We start from the raw sequence: 18,152 nt of genomic DNA, 5'->3' as shown, positions 1-18,152 counted from the left end.
GCGCCCATAAAAAAGGCCACCCGAAGGTGGCCTCAATGAACTAGAGAGTGTTCGAACTTACACGGCCGCAACAGGGCGCATGTACGAGATCGGTGCCGTGCTGGCATCTTCGAAGGTGACCACTTCCCAGGCGTCAGTTTCTGCGATCAGCTTGCGCAGCAGCTGGTTGTTCAGCGCGTGCCCGGACTTGTAGCCCTTGAACTCGCCGATCAGGCTGTTGCCCAGCAGATAGAGGTCGCCGATGGCGTCGAGGATCTTGTGCTTGACGAACTCGTCATCGGAACGAAGGCCGTCTTCGTTGAGCACACCGGTCTCGTCCACCACGATGGCGTTCTCGACACTGCCACCCAACGCAAGGTTGTGCTTGCGCAGGTACTCGATGTCACGCATGAAGCCAAACGTACGGGCGCGGCTGACTTCCTTGACGAACGAGGTGCTCGAGAAGTCAACGACCGCACTTTGGGTCTGGCCCTTGAGGACCGGGTGATCGAAGTCGATCTCGAAGCTCACCTTGAACCCGTCGAACGGCAGGAAAGTGGCGCGCTTGTCGCCCTCTTCCACAGTCACTTCGCGCAGGATACGGATGAACTTCTTCGCGGCGTCCTGTTCTTCCAGGCCAGCCGATTGAATCAGGAATACGAAGGGACCGGCGCTGCCATCCATGATCGGCACTTCCGAGGCGGAGAGCTCGACGTAGGCGTTATCGATGCCCAGGCCCGCCATGGCGGAGAGCAAGTGCTCGACCGTATCGACTTTGACGTCACCGTTGACCAGTGTCGTGGACATGGTGGTCTCGCCGACATTGGCTGCGCGCGCCGGAATCTCCACGACAGGAGAAAGGTCGGCGCGACGGAAGACGATGCCGGTGTCGACAGGCGCAGGCTTGAGGGTCAGATAGACCTTCTCCCCGGAGTGCAGGCCGACACCTGTGGCACGGATGGTATTCTTCAGGGTGCGTTGTCTAATCATGGCATTGGCCGCTTCAGCGCAAATTGCGAACAGGTATCAACAAAGGCTGGGGATAATAACAGACCCGGCCTTTGCTGAACACCAATCACCCTTATACCCCTGATAAATTCCATCAATCGGCCTGGCGACGCAGGAAGGCTGGGATATCGAGGTAGTCCAGATCGTCCTGAGGGTTGAGTTTAGCGGCTGCGGCGGCACCGGCGTGAGCCTGGTTGCGCATCACGGTCGGACGCTCCAGGTCGCGGTAGTTGACCGCTGGCTGCTCTTGGCGAACCGGGGCCGGGTTAGAGGCCTCGTAAGCCTGCTGGGCAGTTTGCAGGGTATTGTCGACGACTTTGACCGGCTTCTCGATGCGTGCACCCAGACCGGTGGCCACGACGGTGACGTGCAGCTCGTCGCGCATGTCCGGGTCGATCACAGTACCGACCTTGACCATGGCGTGGTCGGAGGCGAAGGCCTCGATGATGCTACCCACGTCGGAGTACTCACCCAGCGACAGGTCCGGTCCGGCGGTGATGTTCACCAGGATGCCACGGGCGCCCTGCAGGTTGACGTCTTCGAGCAGTGGATTGCGAATCGCCGCCTCGGTAGCTTCACGCGCACGGTTCGGACCGCTGGCGCAGCCGGTACCCATCATCGCCATACCCATCTCGCCCATTACGGTACGCACGTCGGCAAAGTCGACGTTGATCATGCCCGGACGCTTGATGATGTCGGAGATGCCGCGCACGGCGCCGGCCAGCACGTCGTCAGCCTTGGCGAAAGCGGACAGCAGGCTTGCATCCTTGCCCAGGATGGTCAGCAGCTTCTCGTTGGGGATGGTGATCAGCGAGTCGACGCTCTCGGCGAGCATACGGATGCCTTCATCGGCGATCTGCATGCGCTTGCGGCCTTCGAACGGGAACGGACGGGTCACTACCGCAACAGTAAGGATACCCATCTCTTTCGCGACTTCGGCGATGATCGGCGCAGCACCGGTACCGGTACCGCCGCCCATGCCGGTGGTGATGAACACCATGTTGGTGCCTTGCAGCACTTCGGCGATGCGCTCACGGTCTTCCAGCGCGGCTTGACGGCCGACCTCTGGATTGGCCCCCGCACCCAGGCCCTTGGTCACGCCGGTGCCCAGTTGCAGGATGGTGCGTGCGCCAATGTTTTTCAGCGCTTGAGCATCGGTGTTGGCGCAGATGAACTCGACGCCTTCGATGCTGCTTTTGACCATGTGGTTGACGGCGTTGCCGCCGCCACCGCCGACGCCGATCACCTTGATGACCGGGCTTTGCGGGACGTTGTCTACGAGCTCGAACATTTTCCCTCTCCTTACAGTTCTCTAGTTGTCGCGCCTACCACTACTGCTTTGAAACTCAGAAGTTGCTCTGGACCCAACGCTTGAGTCGTTCAAGCACTGGCCCCTTGGGTTCATCGCCATAGCTGTTATTGCTGTTGCTGCTGTTGCTGATACCGGTCATGACCAGGTCTTCGGACTGCTTCTGCAAGCCGTAGGTGAGCAGGCCCACGCCGGTGGAATAGATCGGGTTGCGCACCACGTCGCTCAGGCCCCGAACGCTGTGCGGCACGCCAAGGCGTACCGGCATGTGGAAGATTTCCTCGGCCAGTTCCACGGCGCCTTCCATCTTCGCGGTGCCGCCGGTGAGGACGATACCGGCGGGCACCAGGTCCTCGTAGCCGCTGCGGCGCAGCTCGGCCTGGATCAGGGTGAACAGCTCGTCGTAACGAGGCTCGACCACTTCTGCCAGGGCCTGGCGCGACAGCTCGCGCGGTGGACGATCGCCCACGCTCGGCACCTTGATGGTCTCGCCAGCGCCAGCCAGCTTGGCCAGGGCACAGGCGTAGCGGATCTTGATCTCCTCGGCGTACTGCGTCGGTGTACGCAGAGCCATGGCGATGTCGTTGGTGACCTGGTCGCCCGCGATAGGGATCACCGCGGTGTGGCGAATCGCGCCTTCGGTAAAGATCGCGATGTCGGTGGTGCCACCCCCGATGTCCACCAGGCACACGCCGAGTTCTTTCTCATCGTCGGTCAGCACCGAATAGGCCGAAGCCAACTGTTCGAGGATGATGTCGTCGATTTCCAGGCCACAGCGGCGTACGCACTTCTCGATATTCTGTGCGGCATTGACGGCGCAGGTGACCACGTGGACCTTGGCTTCCAGGCGCACGCCCGACATGCCCAGCGGCTCGCGAACGCCTTCCTGGTTGTCGATCACGTAGTCCTGCGGCAGGGTGTGCAGCACACGCTGGTCGGCCGGAATGGCCACAGCCTGGGCAGCGTCGAGCACACGTTCGAGGTCGGCCATGCTCACTTCACGGTCGCGGATGGCGACGATGCCGTGGGAGTTCAGGCTGCGGATGTGGTTGCCAGCCACGCCAACGAACGCCGAGTGGATGCGGCAGCCGGCCATCAGTTGGGCCTCTTCCACAGCGCGCTGGATCGACTGCACGGTCGACTCGATGTTCACCACCACGCCTTTCTTCAGGCCGCGCGATGGGTGGGTGCCGATGCCCACGATCTCCAGGGTGCCGTCTTCGCCGACCTCGCCCACCAGCGCCACCACCTTGGAGGTGCCGATGTCCAGCCCGACGATCATTTTGCCGCTATGCGCGTTTGCCATGGTCCTGCCTCTCTCTAATTCTTCGCAACGGCGGGTTGGGCCGTCGTCGGTGCATTCGGTTCCCGCCAACCAACGGCAAGTCCGTTGGAATAACGCAGATCGATGCGGGCGATATTGGTGATCTGGTCTTTAAGCGATTTGTCGTAAATGGCAATGAAACGGCGCATCTTCTCCACCAGATGATCACGCCCCAGCAGCAATTCGATACCTGGCCCTGCGCTGCCGGCGCCAGTGGTCAGGAACCAGCTGCCGCGCTCGCGCAGCTCCAGGCGCGCGATGGAAAAGCCCATGGGGCGCAACATCTGGCTCAATACCTGATACTGCTGCATGACCTGTTGCTGAGCGCGCTGCGGCCCGAACAACTGCGGCAGGTGCTCGTAGTTGGCCAGCTCGCGCGGGGTGAAAGCCTGGCCCTGGTTGTTCAGCAGGGCCTCATCGCCCCAGCGCGCCACCGGCAGTTGCTCTTCGAGGCGCACCACGACCTCGTCCGGCCACACCCGACGCACTTCGGCATGGGCGATCCAAGGCATCTGCTCAAGCTCCATGCGCATCGCCGCCAGGTCCACGGTGAAGAAGCTCGCGGCCACGTAGGGGGCGATTCGCTGCTGTACCGCCTGCTGGCTGATGTAGCTCAGGTCGCCCTGCACAGCGATCTTGGTGATCGGACGGTCGGCATACGGCATCAGGCGAACCGCGCCTTCGTAGGCGCCAAAGCCTGCGGCCACCAGCAGCACCGGCCACAGCAGGCGCTTGAGGCCGCCGAAGCTCGGCCGTGGCAGGCGCGCCGATACGGGCTCGTCGGCCACCAGTCGGCTGGCACCACGCGGCACCGGCTTGCTTCGGCCGGTAACGGGTTGCTGCTGACGTATCATCGCGCCCTGCATGGCTGCTTAACCTCGCGTCGCTACGCTGTCGGCCAGGATCGCCAGCACCAGTTGCTGGAAGTCCAGGCCGGCCGCGCGGGCCGCCATGGGCACCAGGCTATGATCAGTCATGCCCGGTGCGGTGTTGACTTCGAGCAGCCAGAACCGGCCCTGCTCGTCCTGCATCACGTCCAGACGCCCCCAGCCCTCGATGCCAACGGCATCGCAGGCGCGCGCGGTCAGGTCGATCAGCTCTTGCTCCTTGACGCTGTCCAGGCCGCACGGAATGCGGTACTGGGTGTCATTGGCGATGTACTTGGCGTCGTAGTCGTAGAACACGTGAGGCGTGCCCAGGGCAATCGGCGGCAGCACCTGGCCACGCAGCACGGCGATGGTGAATTCCGGGCCGTGAATCCATTGTTCGACCAGGACTTGCGAATCGTAGTGGGCGGCATCTTTCCAGGCAGCGATCAATTCCTGTTCGCTATTCACCTTGGCCATGCCGATGCTGGAACCTTCATGGGCAGGTTTGACGATCAACGGGAAGCCCAGTTCCGTACTGGCCTTCACACAATCGTGCTCGCTGGCCAGCACCGCATGACGCGGCGTGGGAATGCCCAGACTCTGCCACACCTGCTTGGTGCGCAGCTTGTCCATGGCCAGCGCCGAGGCAAGAATGCCGCTGCCGGTGTAAGGAATACCCAGGCACTCCAACAGGCCCTGCATGCTGCCGTCCTCACCGCCACGGCCGTGCAGGATAATGAAGGCGCGATCGATCTTTTCGCTCTGCAGGCGCGCCAGCAGGTCGTCGCCCACATCGATGCCGACCACGTCGACACCGGCAGCCGTCAGCGCCTCGATCACCGCCGCGCCGGACTTGAGCGACACCTCACGCTCGGCGCTTTTGCCACCGTACAGCACGGCGACGCGGCCGAAGGCCTTTATGTCGAGGGTGGAATGCAGCTTGTCATAGGCGCGGGTCATTTCGACTTCTCCTGCTTGGCGCCTGCGAACAGCGGGCTTTTCATCAGTTGCGGGGCCAACCCACCGACATCACCGGCACCCTGGCAGATCAGGATGTCGCCAGCGCGCAGCAGCGGCTTGACCAACGGCGCGAGTTCGGCGCCACGTTCGATGTAGATCGGGTCCAGCTTGCCGCGCTGGCGAATGCTGTGGCACAGCTGGCGGCTGTCGGCGCCGGGGATCGGCTCTTCGCCAGCCGGGTAGACTTCCATCAGCAGCAATACGTTGGCATCGCCCAGCACCTGCACGAAATCGTCGTACAGGTCGCGGGTACGGCTGTAGCGGTGCGGCTGGTAGACGATCACCAGGCGCCGGCTCGGCCAGCCGCCACGCACGGCCTTGATCACCGCGGCGACTTCGGTCGGGTGGTGGCCGTAGTCGTCCACCAGCATCACGCTGCCGCCATCGACGGGTAGCTCGCCGTAGACCTGGAAGCGTCGACCGACCCCTTGGAAGCCCGACAGGCCCTGGATGATGGCCTCGTCGCTGATGCCCTCGTCGGTGGCGATGGCGATGGTGGCCAAGGCGTTGAGTACGTTGTGGTTGCCCGGCATGTTGACCGACACCTCCAGCGGCGCGCAGTCGCGGCGCAGTACGGTGAAGTGGGTCTGCATGCCCTGTTGACGCACGTTGATCGCGCGCACGTCGGCTTCTTCGCTAAAGCCATAGGTGACGGTCGGACGCTTGACCTGCGGCAGGATCTCGCGCACCACCGGATCGTCCAGGCACATCACGGCCAGCCCATAGAACGGCAGGTTGTGCAGGAACTCGACGAAAGTCTTCTTCAGCTTGTTGAAGTCACCTTCGTAGGTGGCCATGTGGTCGGCGTCGATGTTGGTGACCACCGCGACCATAGGTTGCAAGTGCAGGAAGCTGGCGTCGCTTTCATCGGCTTCGGCGATCAGGTAACGGCTGGTGCCCAACTGCGCGTTGGTGCCGGCTGCGGTCAGGCGGCCACCGATGACGAAGGTGGGGTCCAGGCCGCCGGCAGCGAATACCGAGGCCAGCAGGCTGGTGGTAGTGGTCTTGCCGTGAGTGCCGGCCACCGCTACGCCGTGGCGATAGCGCATCAGCTCAGCGAGCATCTCGGCGCGCGGCACCACAGGAATGCGACGTTCCAGGGCGGTGGCGACTTCCGGGTTGGCCGGGTTGATCGCACTGGATACCACCAGCACATCGGCGGTGGCGGCGTTCTCGGCGCGGTGACCGACGAAGATCTCGGCGCCGAACGACTCCAGGCGTTCGGTGACCGGCGATGCCTTGAGGTCAGAACCGGACACTTCATAGCCCAGATTCAGCAACACCTCGGCAATCCCGCACATGCCCACTCCGCCGATCCCGACGAAGTGAATACGGCGGATACGGCCCATCTTCGGTTGCGGCATGGCTTTCTGGCTTTCAACCATGGGCCACCTCCAGGCAGATATCGACCACGGTGCTGGTTGCAGCAGGTTTGGCCAGGCGGCGGGCAGTACCAGCCATGGCGTTGAGTTTCTCGGGTTGCATCAGCACCTCGTTCAGGCGTTCAGCGAGTTGCGCTGCGCCAGTTGTCGCTTGTGGCATGAGGAAGGCAGCACCTTCACCAGCCAGGTATTGGGCGTTGTGGGTCTGGTGGTCGTCGATGGCGTGCGGCAACGGCACCAGCATCGACGGCAGGCCTGCGGCGGCCAGCTCGCTGACGGTCAGCGCACCGGCACGGCAGACGACCAGATCGGCCCAGCCATAGGCATGGGCCATGTCCTTGATGAACGGCTCGACCTGGGCCTTGACCCCGGCCTCCTGGTAACGCTCGGCGGTGACCGGCGCATGATGCTTGCCAGCCTGGTGGAATACCTCGGGGCGCAGGCTGGCCGGCACTTCGGACAGGGCCTTAGGCAACAATTTGTTCAAGGGTTCCGCACCCAGGCTGCCACCCATGACCAAAAGCCGTGCACGGCGCTCGGCCAGCGGTGCGCGCTGCGCGTCCATGAACAGCTCAGGGCGCACCGGATTGCCGGTGGTACGCAGCTTGTCGCTCGCGCTGAACGTGCCCGGGAAGGCTTCGCACACCCGCGCGGCCAACGGCAGCAAGAGGCGGTTGGTGGTGCCGGCACGCGCATTCTGTTCGTGTATCACCAGCGGCACGCCGCACAGGCGCGCGGCCACACCGCCGGGGCCAGTCACATAGCCGCCGAAGCCGACCACACAGACAGGCTTGAGCGCACGCACGATACGCCGCGCCTGAAGCACGGCCTTGACCAGGGTGAACGGCGCCTTGAGCAGCGACAGCTTACCCTTGCCACGCAGACCGCCAACCTGGATCAGGTGCAACTCAAGACCCGCCTGGGGCACCAGCTCATTCTCGATACCGCGCGCAGTGCCGAGCCAGTGCACGGTGTAGCCGCGGGCCTGGAACTCACGGGCGCAGGCCAGTGCCGGGAACACATGGCCACCGGTACCACCGGCCATGATCAGTACGTTCTTGCCGTCAGCGGCCATGATTGGTCTCCTCGGCAAAATCGCTTTCGTTGAATTCGTGCTCTTCGCTGCCGAAGTGCGTTCGACTTTCCCACTCGATGCGTAGCAACAACCCTACGCAGGCGCAGCAGATCACCAGTGAGCTGCCCCCGTAGCTGAGGAACGGCAGTGTCAGGCCTTTGGTCGGCAACAGCCCGACGTTCACGCCAATGTTGATCAGGAACTGGCCGATCCACAGGAACGCTAGACCAAACGCCATGTAGGCCGCGAAGAACTGCTTGGCCTTCTCGGCCCACAGGCCGATGTACAACGCACGTACAGTGACGAACACGAACAGCGCGATGGTCAGCAATGAGCCGACCACGCCAAGCTCCTCGGCCAGCACCGAAAACACGAAGTCGGTGTGTGCCTCGGGCAGGTAGAATTGTTTCTGTACGCTGTTGCCCAGTCCCACGCCCAGCCACTCGCCGCGCCCGAACGCGATCAGGGCCTGGGTCAGCTGGTAGCCCGAGCCGAACTGATCCGACCACGGGTCGGTGAAGGTGATCAAACGCGCCATCCGGTAAGGCTGAGCCTGAACCAGGATCACCACCGAGACCACTGCGAGCACCACCATCAACGAGAACCGGAACAATCCCACCCCGCCCAGGAACAGCATGGCGGCGGCGGCGCCCATCATCACCACGGTGGCGCCGAAGTCCGGCTCCATCAGCAGCAGGCCGGCCATCGGCAGCAGCACGATGAAAGGCTTGAAGAAGCCCATCCAGCTTTCGCGCACCTCGGTTTGGCGGCGCACCAGATAACCGGCGAGATAGATCACCACGAAGACCTTGGCGATCTCCGAAGGCTGAACGTTGAAGAAACTGAAGCCGATCCAGCGCATCGAGCCGTTTACTTCGCGGCCAATACCAGGGATCAGCACCATGACCAGCAACCCGAACGCCCCCACCAGCATCATGAAGCCCATGCGCTGCCAGGTGGCGATCGGCACAAGCATGGTCATGCCACAGGCCCCCAGGCCAAGGGCCACGTAAACCAGGTGGCGGAACATGTGGTAGAGCGGGTTGCCTGACTGCACCGCAGCCACTTCCGAGGACGCCGAGGTGATCATCACCAGCCCCAGGCCCAACAGCGCCAGACAACCGGCCAGCAGCGGGAAATCGAGGTCGATGCCTCGGCCGCTGATCAGCGGCGATGGGTAAGGCTTGAGGATGCCGAAGATCATGCCAGCCCCTCCGCCGCCTGGGCGAACAGACGCCCGCGTTCTTCGAAGTTCTTAAACATGTCCAGGCTGGCGCAAGCAGGCGACAGCAGCACGGCGTCGCCGGGCTGGGCCAGTTCGGCGCAGCGTTGCACGGCCTCGTCTAGGGTCTGCACGCGCACCAGTTGCACGCCATCCTTGAGTGTTTCGGCCAGCCGCTCGGCGTCACGCCCCAGCAGCACCACGGCGCGGCAATGCTGGGCGACCGGTGCACGCAGCGCGGCAAAGTCCGCGCCCTTGCCATCGCCACCGGCGATCAGCACCAGTTGACCGTCGATATCGGCGCCCAGGCCTTCGATGGCGGCCAGTGCGGCGCCAACATTGGTAGCCTTGGAATCGTCGTACCAGTTCACCCCGTTGCGCTCGCGGATCCACTGGCAGCGATGAGCCAGGCCCTTGAATTCGCGCAGCGCTTCGAGCATCGGCTCGAATGGCAGACCTGCGGCGTGACCCAGGGCGAGCGCGGCCAAGGCGTTGCTCTGGTTGTGCGCACCGCGAATCTTCAGCTCACGTACCGGCATAAGCGTCTGGAATTCGAACGCCAGGTATTTTTCACCGTCCACTTCACGCAGGCCGAAAGCCTTGAAGTCCGGTTGATTGAGACCAAAAGTCCAGCATGGACGACCTTCGACCGGCAGCGGACGGCTCAAGGCGTCCTGGCGGTTGACCACTACCTGGCGCGCACCACGGAAGATCCGGTGCTTGGCCAAGTGGTAGGCCGGCAGGCCGCTGTAGCGGTCCATATGGTCTTCGCTGATGTTCAGCACCGTCGCCACTTCGGCATTGAGCTGGTCTGTGGTTTCGAGCTGGAAGCTCGACAACTCCAGCACGTACAGCTCGACGTTGTCATCGAGCAGGTCCAGCGCCGGGGTCCCCAGGTTGCCGCCCACCGCCACACGCTTGCCAGCCTTGGCGGCCATTTCGCCAACCAGGGTGGTGACCGTGCTCTTGGCGTTGGAGCCGCTGATGGCCACGATCGGCGCCTTGGCGTGGCGGGCGAACAGTTCGATGTCGCCGGACAGCGTCACGCCACGCGCCGCAGCCTGCTGCAGGGCCGGGGTGGCCAAGGCCAGGCCTGGGCTCACATACAGCTCGTTGGCACGGCACAGGAAGTCCACGTCCAGTTCGCCACAGCGCACTTCCACCTGCGGGTAATCACGGCGCAGGGTGTCCAGTTCCGGCGGTTGCTCGCGGGTGTCGGCGACCGCAAAGGCAATGCCCCGGTTCGCCAGGAAGCGAACCAGGGACATGCCGCTCTTGCCGAGGCCGACAACGATGCGGAATTGGTCGGAAGCGATCAGTGACACGCTCGTTTACCTCAGTTTCAGGGTGGCAAGGCCGATCAGCACCAGGATCACCGTGATGATCCAGAAGCGCACGATCACGCGTGGCTCGGGCCAGCCCTTGAGTTCGAAGTGGTGGTGAATCGGCGCCATACGGAACACGCGCTTGCCGGTGAGCTTGAACGAAGCCACCTGGATCACCACCGACAGGGTTTCCATCACAAACACACCGCCCATGATGAACAACACGATTTCCTGGCGCACGATCACGGCGATGGTGCCGAGGGCTGCGCCCAGCGCCAGCGCACCGACGTCACCCATGAACACCTGGGCCGGGTAGGTGTTGAACCACAGGAAACCAAGGCCTGCGCCAATCAGTGCGCCACAGAACACGATCAACTCGCCCGAGCCTGGCACGTAAGGGATCAGCAGATACTCGGCGAACTTCACGTTGCCCGACAGGTAGCAGAAGATGCCCAGGGCACCACCGACCATCACGGTTGGCATGATCGCCAGACCGTCGAGGCCGTCAGTCAGGTTGACCGCGTTGCTCGAACCGACGATCACGAAGTAGGTCAGCACCACGAAGCCCACGCCCAGCGGGATGGTGAAATCCTTGAGCATCGGCACGATCAGCGTGGTCTCGACGCTGGTGGGGGCGGTCTTGTAGAGGAAGATCGCGGCACCCAGGCCGAACACCGACTGCCAGAAATACTTCCAGCGGCTCGGCAGGCCGCGGGAGTTTTTCTCGATCACCTTGCGGTAGTCGTCGACCCAGCCGATGGCACCGAACAGCAGCGTGACGATCAGTACCACCCACACATAGCGGTTGCTCAGGTCGGCCCACAGCAGCGTGCTGATGGCGATGGCGGAAAGAATCAGCGCACCGCCCATGGTTGGAGTACCCGATTTGGACAGGTGCGATTGCGGGCCGTCGTTACGCACGGCCTGACCGATCTGGCGGATCTGCAGGGTACGGATCATCCACGGGCCCAGCCACAGGGCCAGGGACAACGCGGTCAGCACCCCCAGAATCCCGCGCAGCGACAGGTACTGGAAGACCGCGAAGCCCTTGTAGAACTGTTGCAGATACTCAGCCAACAGCAGCAGCATTAATGTTTCTCCCCGCTAGGCCCGCACAATGCCGCCACGACGTTTTCCATCGCAGCGCTGCGCGAGCCCTTGATCAAGATAGTGGTGTCGCTGCCTGTCTCGGCGCCAACGGCGTCGATCAGCTCAGCTTGAGTAGTGAAATGGCGGCCATTGGCGCCGAACGCTTGGACCGCGTGAGCCATGTTGGTTCCCACTGCGTACACTGCGTCGACCTTGCCACGGGCGTAATCACCCACTTGGCGGTGGCCTTCCTCGGCCCATTGCCCCAACTCGCCGATATCCCCGAGCACCAGAACGGTGCGCCCGGAAAAGCCGGCGAGTATATCAATGGCCGCACACATCGAGGTGGGATTTGCGTTGTAGCTGTCGTCGATCACGCGCACGCCGTTCGGAGCGATCTGCGCCACGCTACGGCCCTTGACCGGTTGCACGGCTTCGAGGCCTGCGGCAATGCCACTCAGGCTCAGACCAACGGCATCTGCTGCGGCAGCGGCGGCCAGGGCGTTGCTAACGTTGTGCGTGCCCAGCAGGTTCAATTGGACCTTCACGCTGCCATCTCGGCCGTGCAGGATGAACGAGGGGCAACCACGCACATCGCGATCGATATCGCTGGCATGGAAATCAGCCTGCGGATTGTCCAAGGCGAAGCTGACGATCCGGTGATTGCCGGCGCGCTTGCGCCACACATCAAAGGCTTTGTCGGCCAGGTTGAGAATGGCGGTGCCCCCCTCGCCCAGGCCTTCGAGAATTTCACCCTTGGCCTCGACGATCTTCTCTGGCCCACCGAACTCGCCCACATGGGCGGTGCCGGCATTGTTGATGATCACCACCTGGGGTTGGGTGAGGCCGACGGTATAGCGGATCTCGCCAATGCGCGAAGCGCCCAGTTCAATCACTGCGGCGCTGTGCTCGGGGGCGATTTCCAGCAAGGTGAGCGGCGCGCCGAGGTCGTTGTTGAGGTTGCCACGGGTCGCGTGCACCGGGCCACGCGTACGCAGGATGCAGGCGAGCATCTCCTTGACCGTGGTCTTGCCGCTGGAACCGGTGATGGCAATCACGGGCTTGTCGAAAGCGGCGCGGTTCAACGCACCAAGCTGCCCAAGGGCCAGGCGGCAGTCGGCGACCACCAGTTGCGGCAACTCGACGCCTTCGATTTCGCGCTCGACCAGCGCAGCGACTGCTCCCTTGGCCTTCACGTCGGCCAGGTAGTCATGCCCATCGAAACGCGGGCCAGCCAGCGCGACGAACAGTTGGCCTTCACTGACGCTTCGGCTGTCGATGCTGACGCCGGTAAAGCAGGCATCAGGACCGACCAGACGCCCGGACAGGCCTGCACTCAGTTGGCTGAGTGTCATGGGCTTAAGCATGTGGAGCCTCCCAGGCTGCAAGTGCCTTATCGGCTTCGATCAGGTCGGAGAAGGCGTGCCGCTGGCCGTCGATCTCCTGATAATCCTCATGCCCCTTGCCAGCCAGCACGATCACATCGTCGGCAGCAGCGGTGGCGATCAGGTGTGCGATGGCCTCGCCGCGCCCAGCGACGAACTCGACACCGGCCGGGTTGGCGAAACCGGGACGAATGTCGTCGAAGATACGCAGCGGGTCTTCAGTACGTGGATTGTCGTCGGTGACCAGCACACGGTCGGCCAGACGCTCAGCCACTTCGGCCATCAGCGGGCGCTTGCCGCGATCACGGTCGCCGCCACAGCCGAACAGGCACAGCAGCTTGCCGTGAGCGTGAGGACGCAGGGCGCCCAGCACCTTCTCCAGGGCGTCCGGGGTGTGCGCGTAATCGACCACCACCAACGGCTTGGCACCGCCACCTAAGCGCTGCATGCGGCCAACCGGGCCCTGCAACTGCGCGGTGACCTTGAGAATTTCATCCAGTGGGTAGTCCAGCGCCAGCAGCGTGGCCACCGCAGCCAGCAGGTTGCTCAGGTTGAAACGCCCGAGCAGTTGGCTGCGCAGGGTGCGCTCACCCTGGGCGGTGACGAGGATGGCGCGCACGCCATCGTCATCGAAGTGGGCTTCTCGGCAGTACAGCGACGCGTCCGGGTTTTCCAGGCTATAGCTGAGCAGCCGGGTCTCGATATGATCGGCAACAGGGCGGCGGGCGAAGTCGTCCGCCAGGCGGCAACCGAATGCGTCGTCCAGGTTCACCACCTGGCAGCGCAGGCTCGGCCAGGCAAACAGCTTGGCCTTCGCGGCCTCATAGGCCTGCATGCTGCCGTGGTAGTCGAGATGGTCGCGGGACAGGTTGGTCATCACCGCGATGTCGAACTCCAACGCCGCCACCCGTCCCTGCTCCAGTGCATGCGAGGACACCTCCATGGCCACAGCCTTGGCGCCGGCCTTTTTCAGGTCGTTCAGGGTCGCCTGCACGGCAATCGGATCCGGGGTAGTCAGCCGCCCGCTTTGCAGCTCGCCGTAGAAACCTGTGCCCAGTGTGCCGATCAGCCCGCAACGCTGTCCCAGCACATCGAGCGCCTGGGCCACCAGTTGCGTGACACTGGTCTTGCCATTGGTGCCGGTAACGCCGACCAGATTCAATTGGCGGCTCGGCTCACCATAAAAACGCCCCGCGATCTGCGACAGCTGGCCGATCAGGCCCTTGACTGGAATCAACGGCACGTCGGTGAGCGGCAGTACGGTCGCGCCCTGTTCTTCATAGGCGACCGCGGCGGCACCACGGGCCAGCGCGTCGGCGATGTGCGCACGGCCATCGACCTTGGCACCAGGCACGGCAAGGAACAAGTCGCCCTGGCGTACCTGACGGCTGTCCAGGGTGAGTTCACGAATCAACGGGTCGCGGCTGGCCTGGGCGAACAGCTTGCTCAATGGCATCGTCATTATCCACGCCCTCCGTTGGCGGGTACTGCTGCGGCTTGCTGGGTCGATGGCGGCGGCAGATTGTCTGGCGGCACATTCATCAGGCGCAGGGTGCCCGACATCACTTTGCTGAATACCGGAGCCGAGACCAGGCCGCCGAAGTAACCGCCCTTGCCCGGCTCATCGATGACCACGACGATCGCGTAGCGCGGATCGCTCATCGGGCCGAAGCCTGCGAACAGCGAGCGGTAGGCGTTCTCGGTGTAGCCCTTGGAGCCCACGGTGGCCTTACGCGCCGTACCGGACTTGCCAGCGACGTGGTAGAACGGCACCTGCGCGCGGTATACGCCTCGCGGTGCCTCGATCACTTGCTGCAACATGCCCTGGATGGTTTCGGCGGTCTCCTTCGGGATCGCCTGCACGGCCTCCGGCGCCTTGTCGACCTTGAGGATCGACAGCGGCACCATCTTGCCGTCGTTGGCCAGCGCCGCGTAGGCATGCACCAGTTGCAGGGCGGTCACCGACACGCCGTAGCCGTACGACAGCGTTGCCGTCTCGGCCTTGCGCCATTCGCGGTGATTGGGCAAGTTGCCGACCCGCTCACCCGGGAAACCGAGGCCGGTGTACTGGCCCAGGCCCAGCTGGGACATGACCCGATAGATCGCCTCGCCGCCGATGTCGAAGGCGACCTTGCTCATCCCCACGTTACTGGAGTTGATCAGGATGCCGGTCAGGTCGAGGATCGGACCTTCGCTCTTGGAAACGTCCTTGATCGTGTAGCGACCGATCTGCAGGCTGCCGGGATACACCTCGACCTTGTCGGTCGGCTTCCAACGACCGCTCTGCAATGCCGCACTCATGGAAATCGGCTTGACCGTGGAACCCGGCTCGAACACGTCGATGATCGCCCGGTTGCGCATGGCCGCCGGGAACATGCTGCGACGGTTGTTGGGGTTGTAGGTCGGCTGGTTGACCATGGCCAGGACCTCGCCGGTCTTGACGTCCATGATCACCAGGCTACCGGCCTTGGCATCCTGTTCAGCGATGGCGTTGCGCAGCTCGCGGGTCGCCAGGTATTGCAGGCGCAGGTCTATCGACAACGCCAAGGTCTTTCCGGCCTTGGCGTTCTTGGTTACCTGAATGTCCTTGATCAGCCGACCGCGCCGGTCCTTGATCACCTGGCGCTTGCCCGGCACACCGGCGAGCCATTCGTCATACGCCAGCTCGACGCCTTCACGACCATGATCGTCAAGGTCGGTGAAACCGACCATATGGGCGGTGACGTCGCCGGCCGGATAAAACCGACGGAACTCTTCCAGGCCGTAAACGCCCGGTACTTTCAGCCCGAGCACATGCTGCCCCTGCTCCGGGGTCAGGCCACGGACCAGGTAGATGAACTCTTTGCTGGCCTGCTGGGTGAGGCGCTCGGTCAATTGCTGCGGGTTCTGCCCAAGCGCTGCGGCCAACTGTGGCCAACGGTCCTTGGAGGCCTGCATTTCCTTGGGGTTGGCCCACAGCGTAGTGACCGGCGTACTGACCGCCAGTGGCTCGCCGTTGCGGTCGGTGATCAACCCACGGTGCGCGGGAATGGGAATATGTCGCAAGCTGCGGGCGTCACCCTGCCCCTTGAGGAAGTCGCGGTCGACCACCTGCAAGTCGATGATGCGCCAGCAGATCGCACCGACCATCAGGGCCAGCAAGCCGATCACCACCCGGAAGCGCCAGGGGTAGAGTGCGCCTTCGAGCTTCATCATGGCGCGACCATCCGCACTTCGTCAGCCGCCGGCACACGCATTTTCAGCTGCTCGGAGGCCAGGTTCTCGATACGGCTGGAGGCTGTCCAGGTGCTTTGTTCGAGAATCAAACGGCCCCATTCGGCCTGGGCCTTGTCGCGCTCGTTCAATTCGCCATACAGGGTGTTCAGCAATTGGCGATTCCAGTGCGCGCTGTACGACACCGCAATCGCCGAAACGAGCACGCCGACGAACAGCAGAAGCATCAGGAAGCTTCCGCCTGGCAGAGGTTTGGCGAACAGCCGGCTCACCGAAGCTTCTCCGCCACCCGCATGACGGCGCTGCGCGACCGCGGGTTGGCCTTGAGTTCTTCATCGGAGGCGAACTGCGCCTTGCCGATCAGCTTGATCCTCGGCTCGAATACCTTGTGCTGCACGGGCAGGTTGCGCGGCAGGTTATCGGCCTCGCCTTTGGCGAGCTTGCGCATGAACAACTTGACGATGCGGTCTTCGAGGGAGTGGAAGCTGATCACCGCCAGGCGACCGCCCACTTCAAGGGCGTCGATAGCAGCCTCAAGGCCAGCTTCGAGATCGCCCAGTTCATTGTTGACGTGGATACGCAGGCCCTGGAAAGCACGGGTAGCGGGGTTCTTACCCTTTTCCCAGGCCGGGTTGGCGACCTTGAGCACTTCCGCCAAGTCGGCGGTGCGGGTGAAAGGCTGCTGCTCGCGGCGCAACACCACGGCGCGGGCCATGCGCTTGGCGAAGCGCTCTTCACCGTACTCTTTAAAGACGCGGGCGATTTCTTCTTCCGCGGCGGTCGCGATGAACTCGGCGGCACTGATGCCTTGGTCCGGGTTCATGCGCATGTCCAACGGGCCGTCGTTGAGGAAGCTGAAACCACGCTCGGGATCATCCAACTGCGGCGAGGACACGCCCAGGTCGAGCAAGATCCCGCTGACCTTACCGTCCAGCCCGCGCGCCGCGACTTCCTGGCCCAGCTCGGCAAAGCTGCGCTGCACAATGACAAAGCGGCCGTCTTCGGCCGCCAGCGCTTGCCCCGTGGCAATCGCCTGTGGGTCCTTGTCGAACCCCAGCAGCCGACCTTGCGGCCCGAGCTTGCTGAGGATCAGGCGACTGTGGCCACCCCGCCCGAAGGTGCCATCCAGATAGCAACCGTCGGCGCGCAGGGCCAGTGCCTCGACAGCTTCGTCGAGCAGGACGGTGATGTGGTTGAAGCCGCTATCTATGGTCACAGGATCAGGTCACGCAATTCATCGGGCATGGCACCCGGTTGTTGGATAGCTGCAAGGTCGGCTGCCGAAACCGCGTTCCAGGCATCCTCATCCCACAGCTGGAATTTGTTCAGTTGCCCCACCAGCATCGCCTTCTTGTCGAGCTTGGCGTATTCGCGCAAACGGGGCGGCACCAGAAAACGCCCACTGCCATCAAGCTCCAGGTCAACCGCGTTACCGATCAGCAAGCGCTGCAGGCGACGGTTTTCCTCACGCAAGGATGGCAAGGCGCGCAACTTGGCTTCTATCTGCTCCCACTCATCGAGGGGATAAACACACAAGCAGGGATCCACCGCGTCGATGGTCACGATCAGCTGACCGTTGCAACGCGAATCGAGCTCGTCACGGTACCGGCTCGGCATGGCGAGACGGCCCTTGGCATCGAGACTGACGGCATTGGCTCCGCGGAACACGGCTGCGATTCCCCACAATGGTAGCTTTTTTGTGTCAGAAAACCCACTTCATCCCACTTTCTGCCACTTGCGCACACTATAGGAATCCGTCCGCCACACCGTCAAGGCGCGTTCATAAGGAAAACCCTTACAGGACGGAGATTTAGCGCAACAAACGAAGACGGAACGAGTAACCGACAAGAAAAAGAGAGGGAAAAATCAAATGCACTCAAGCGGATAGAGTGTGAAGTTAAAGTGAATTATTAAGAGTAAGATTTTTTCGGTATTACGAAGGGGCCTCTGCT

The 18,152-nt window shown here is 63.1% G+C and carries 16 protein-coding genes; all 16 read right to left on the bottom strand.

Annotated features, from left to right (window positions below; all coding sequences use genetic code 11):
* Positions 1-57: 57 nt before the first annotated feature.
* The 16 genes from lpxC to mraZ all read right to left on the bottom strand — a co-directional run bounded on the left by lpxC (position 58) and on the right by mraZ (position 17,868).
* Complete coding sequence (gene lpxC, locus FEM01_RS13130; protein WP_138219914.1) at positions 58-969, bottom strand: UDP-3-O-acyl-N-acetylglucosamine deacetylase; 912 nt, start codon at positions 967-969, stop codon at positions 58-60.
* A gap of 112 nt (positions 970-1,081) precedes the next feature.
* Positions 1,082-2,278 carry a cell division protein FtsZ gene (gene ftsZ, locus FEM01_RS13125; RefSeq protein WP_003251871.1) on the bottom strand — a complete coding sequence of 399 codons (1,197 nt, stop codon included), beginning with the start codon at positions 2,276-2,278 and terminating at the stop codon, positions 1,082-1,084.
* A 55-nt stretch (positions 2,279-2,333) separates the two neighbouring features.
* The gene (ftsA, locus tag FEM01_RS13120; RefSeq protein ID WP_138219913.1) at positions 2,334-3,602 is read right to left on the bottom strand and encodes a cell division protein FtsA; all 1,269 of its coding nucleotides are present in this window, start codon (positions 3,600-3,602) and stop codon (positions 2,334-2,336) included.
* Between the two features lie 14 nt (positions 3,603-3,616).
* Positions 3,617-4,486 (bottom strand): cell division protein FtsQ/DivIB, encoded by an 870-nt coding sequence (locus FEM01_RS13115; RefSeq protein WP_138219912.1) that lies wholly within the window; start codon positions 4,484-4,486, stop codon positions 3,617-3,619.
* 6 nt (positions 4,487-4,492) lie between these two features.
* A complete protein-coding gene (locus tag FEM01_RS13110; protein ID WP_138219911.1) occupies positions 4,493-5,449 on the bottom strand; it encodes a D-alanine--D-alanine ligase in 957 nt (318 codons plus the stop codon).
* Entirely contained in the window at positions 5,446-6,894 is a 1,449-nt protein-coding gene (murC, locus tag FEM01_RS13105; RefSeq protein WP_138219910.1) for a UDP-N-acetylmuramate--L-alanine ligase, read from the bottom strand. The genes FEM01_RS13110 and murC overlap by 4 nt, the downstream gene beginning before the upstream one ends.
* Complete coding sequence (gene murG / locus FEM01_RS13100; RefSeq protein WP_138219909.1) at positions 6,887-7,966, bottom strand: undecaprenyldiphospho-muramoylpentapeptide beta-N-acetylglucosaminyltransferase; 1,080 nt, start codon at positions 7,964-7,966, stop codon at positions 6,887-6,889. The genes murC and murG overlap by 8 nt, the downstream gene beginning before the upstream one ends.
* Entirely contained in the window at positions 7,956-9,170 is a 1,215-nt protein-coding gene (gene ftsW, locus FEM01_RS13095; RefSeq protein WP_138219908.1) for a putative lipid II flippase FtsW, read from the bottom strand. Before ftsW ends, murG begins: the two co-directional genes overlap by 11 nt.
* A complete protein-coding gene (gene murD, locus FEM01_RS13090; RefSeq protein ID WP_138219907.1) occupies positions 9,167-10,513 on the bottom strand; it encodes a UDP-N-acetylmuramoyl-L-alanine--D-glutamate ligase in 1,347 nt (448 codons plus the stop codon). The genes ftsW and murD overlap by 4 nt, the downstream gene beginning before the upstream one ends.
* Positions 10,514-10,519: 6 nt before the next feature.
* Positions 10,520-11,602, bottom strand: a complete 1,083-nt coding sequence (mraY, locus tag FEM01_RS13085) for a phospho-N-acetylmuramoyl-pentapeptide-transferase (RefSeq protein ID WP_138219906.1) — start codon at positions 11,600-11,602, stop codon at positions 10,520-10,522.
* Positions 11,602-12,969 carry a UDP-N-acetylmuramoyl-tripeptide--D-alanyl-D-alanine ligase gene (locus FEM01_RS13080; RefSeq protein ID WP_138219905.1) on the bottom strand — a complete coding sequence of 456 codons (1,368 nt, stop codon included), beginning with the start codon at positions 12,967-12,969 and terminating at the stop codon, positions 11,602-11,604. Before FEM01_RS13080 ends, mraY begins: the two co-directional genes overlap by 1 nt.
* Entirely contained in the window at positions 12,962-14,449 is a 1,488-nt protein-coding gene (locus FEM01_RS13075; RefSeq protein WP_138219904.1) for a UDP-N-acetylmuramoyl-L-alanyl-D-glutamate--2,6-diaminopimelate ligase, read from the bottom strand. Before FEM01_RS13075 ends, FEM01_RS13080 begins: the two co-directional genes overlap by 8 nt.
* Positions 14,449-16,179, bottom strand: a complete 1,731-nt coding sequence (locus FEM01_RS13070; RefSeq protein WP_171030959.1) for a peptidoglycan D,D-transpeptidase FtsI family protein — start codon at positions 16,177-16,179, stop codon at positions 14,449-14,451. The genes FEM01_RS13075 and FEM01_RS13070 overlap by 1 nt, the downstream gene beginning before the upstream one ends.
* Complete coding sequence (ftsL, locus tag FEM01_RS13065) at positions 16,179-16,472, bottom strand: cell division protein FtsL (RefSeq protein ID WP_054899260.1); 294 nt, start codon at positions 16,470-16,472, stop codon at positions 16,179-16,181. The genes FEM01_RS13070 and ftsL overlap by 1 nt, the downstream gene beginning before the upstream one ends.
* The gene (gene rsmH / locus FEM01_RS13060; RefSeq protein WP_431188594.1) at positions 16,469-17,416 is read right to left on the bottom strand and encodes a 16S rRNA (cytosine(1402)-N(4))-methyltransferase RsmH; all 948 of its coding nucleotides are present in this window, start codon (positions 17,414-17,416) and stop codon (positions 16,469-16,471) included. Before rsmH ends, ftsL begins: the two co-directional genes overlap by 4 nt.
* Entirely contained in the window at positions 17,413-17,868 is a 456-nt protein-coding gene (mraZ, locus tag FEM01_RS13055; RefSeq protein WP_004575120.1) for a division/cell wall cluster transcriptional repressor MraZ, read from the bottom strand. The genes rsmH and mraZ overlap by 4 nt, the downstream gene beginning before the upstream one ends.
* Positions 17,869-18,152: the final 284 nt, after the last annotated feature.

Source organism: Pseudomonas mosselii (assembly GCF_005796105.1).
GTDB classification, from domain to species: domain Bacteria; phylum Pseudomonadota; class Gammaproteobacteria; order Pseudomonadales; family Pseudomonadaceae; genus Aquipseudomonas; species Aquipseudomonas mosselii_C.
Note: the sequence above shows the minus strand (reverse complement) of the source record. Positions and strands in the feature narration are given on the sequence as shown.

Coding starts and splice junctions, on each gene's coding strand:
- lpxC (WP_138219914.1), bottom strand. CDS start 969: ATGATTAGACAACGCACCCTGAAGAATACCATCCGTGCCACAGGTGTC.
- ftsZ (WP_003251871.1), bottom strand. CDS start 2,278: ATGTTCGAGCTCGTAGACAACGTCCCGCAAAGCCCGGTCATCAAGGTG.
- ftsA (WP_138219913.1), bottom strand. CDS start 3,602: ATGGCAAACGCGCATAGCGGCAAAATGATCGTCGGGCTGGACATCGGC.
- FEM01_RS13115 (WP_138219912.1), bottom strand. CDS start 4,486: ATGCAGGGCGCGATGATACGTCAGCAGCAACCCGTTACCGGCCGAAGC.
- FEM01_RS13110 (WP_138219911.1), bottom strand. CDS start 5,449: ATGACCCGCGCCTATGACAAGCTGCATTCCACCCTCGACATAAAGGCC.
- murC (WP_138219910.1), bottom strand. CDS start 6,894: ATGGTTGAAAGCCAGAAAGCCATGCCGCAACCGAAGATGGGCCGTATC.
- murG (WP_138219909.1), bottom strand. CDS start 7,966: ATGGCCGCTGACGGCAAGAACGTACTGATCATGGCCGGTGGTACCGGT.
- ftsW (WP_138219908.1), bottom strand. CDS start 9,170: ATGATCTTCGGCATCCTCAAGCCTTACCCATCGCCGCTGATCAGCGGC.
- mraY (WP_138219906.1), bottom strand. CDS start 11,602: ATGCTGCTGCTGTTGGCTGAGTATCTGCAACAGTTCTACAAGGGCTTC.
- FEM01_RS13080 (WP_138219905.1), bottom strand. CDS start 12,969: ATGCTTAAGCCCATGACACTCAGCCAACTGAGTGCAGGCCTGTCCGGG.
- FEM01_RS13075 (WP_138219904.1), bottom strand. CDS start 14,449: ATGACGATGCCATTGAGCAAGCTGTTCGCCCAGGCCAGCCGCGACCCG.
- FEM01_RS13070 (WP_171030959.1), bottom strand. CDS start 16,179: ATGAAGCTCGAAGGCGCACTCTACCCCTGGCGCTTCCGGGTGGTGATC.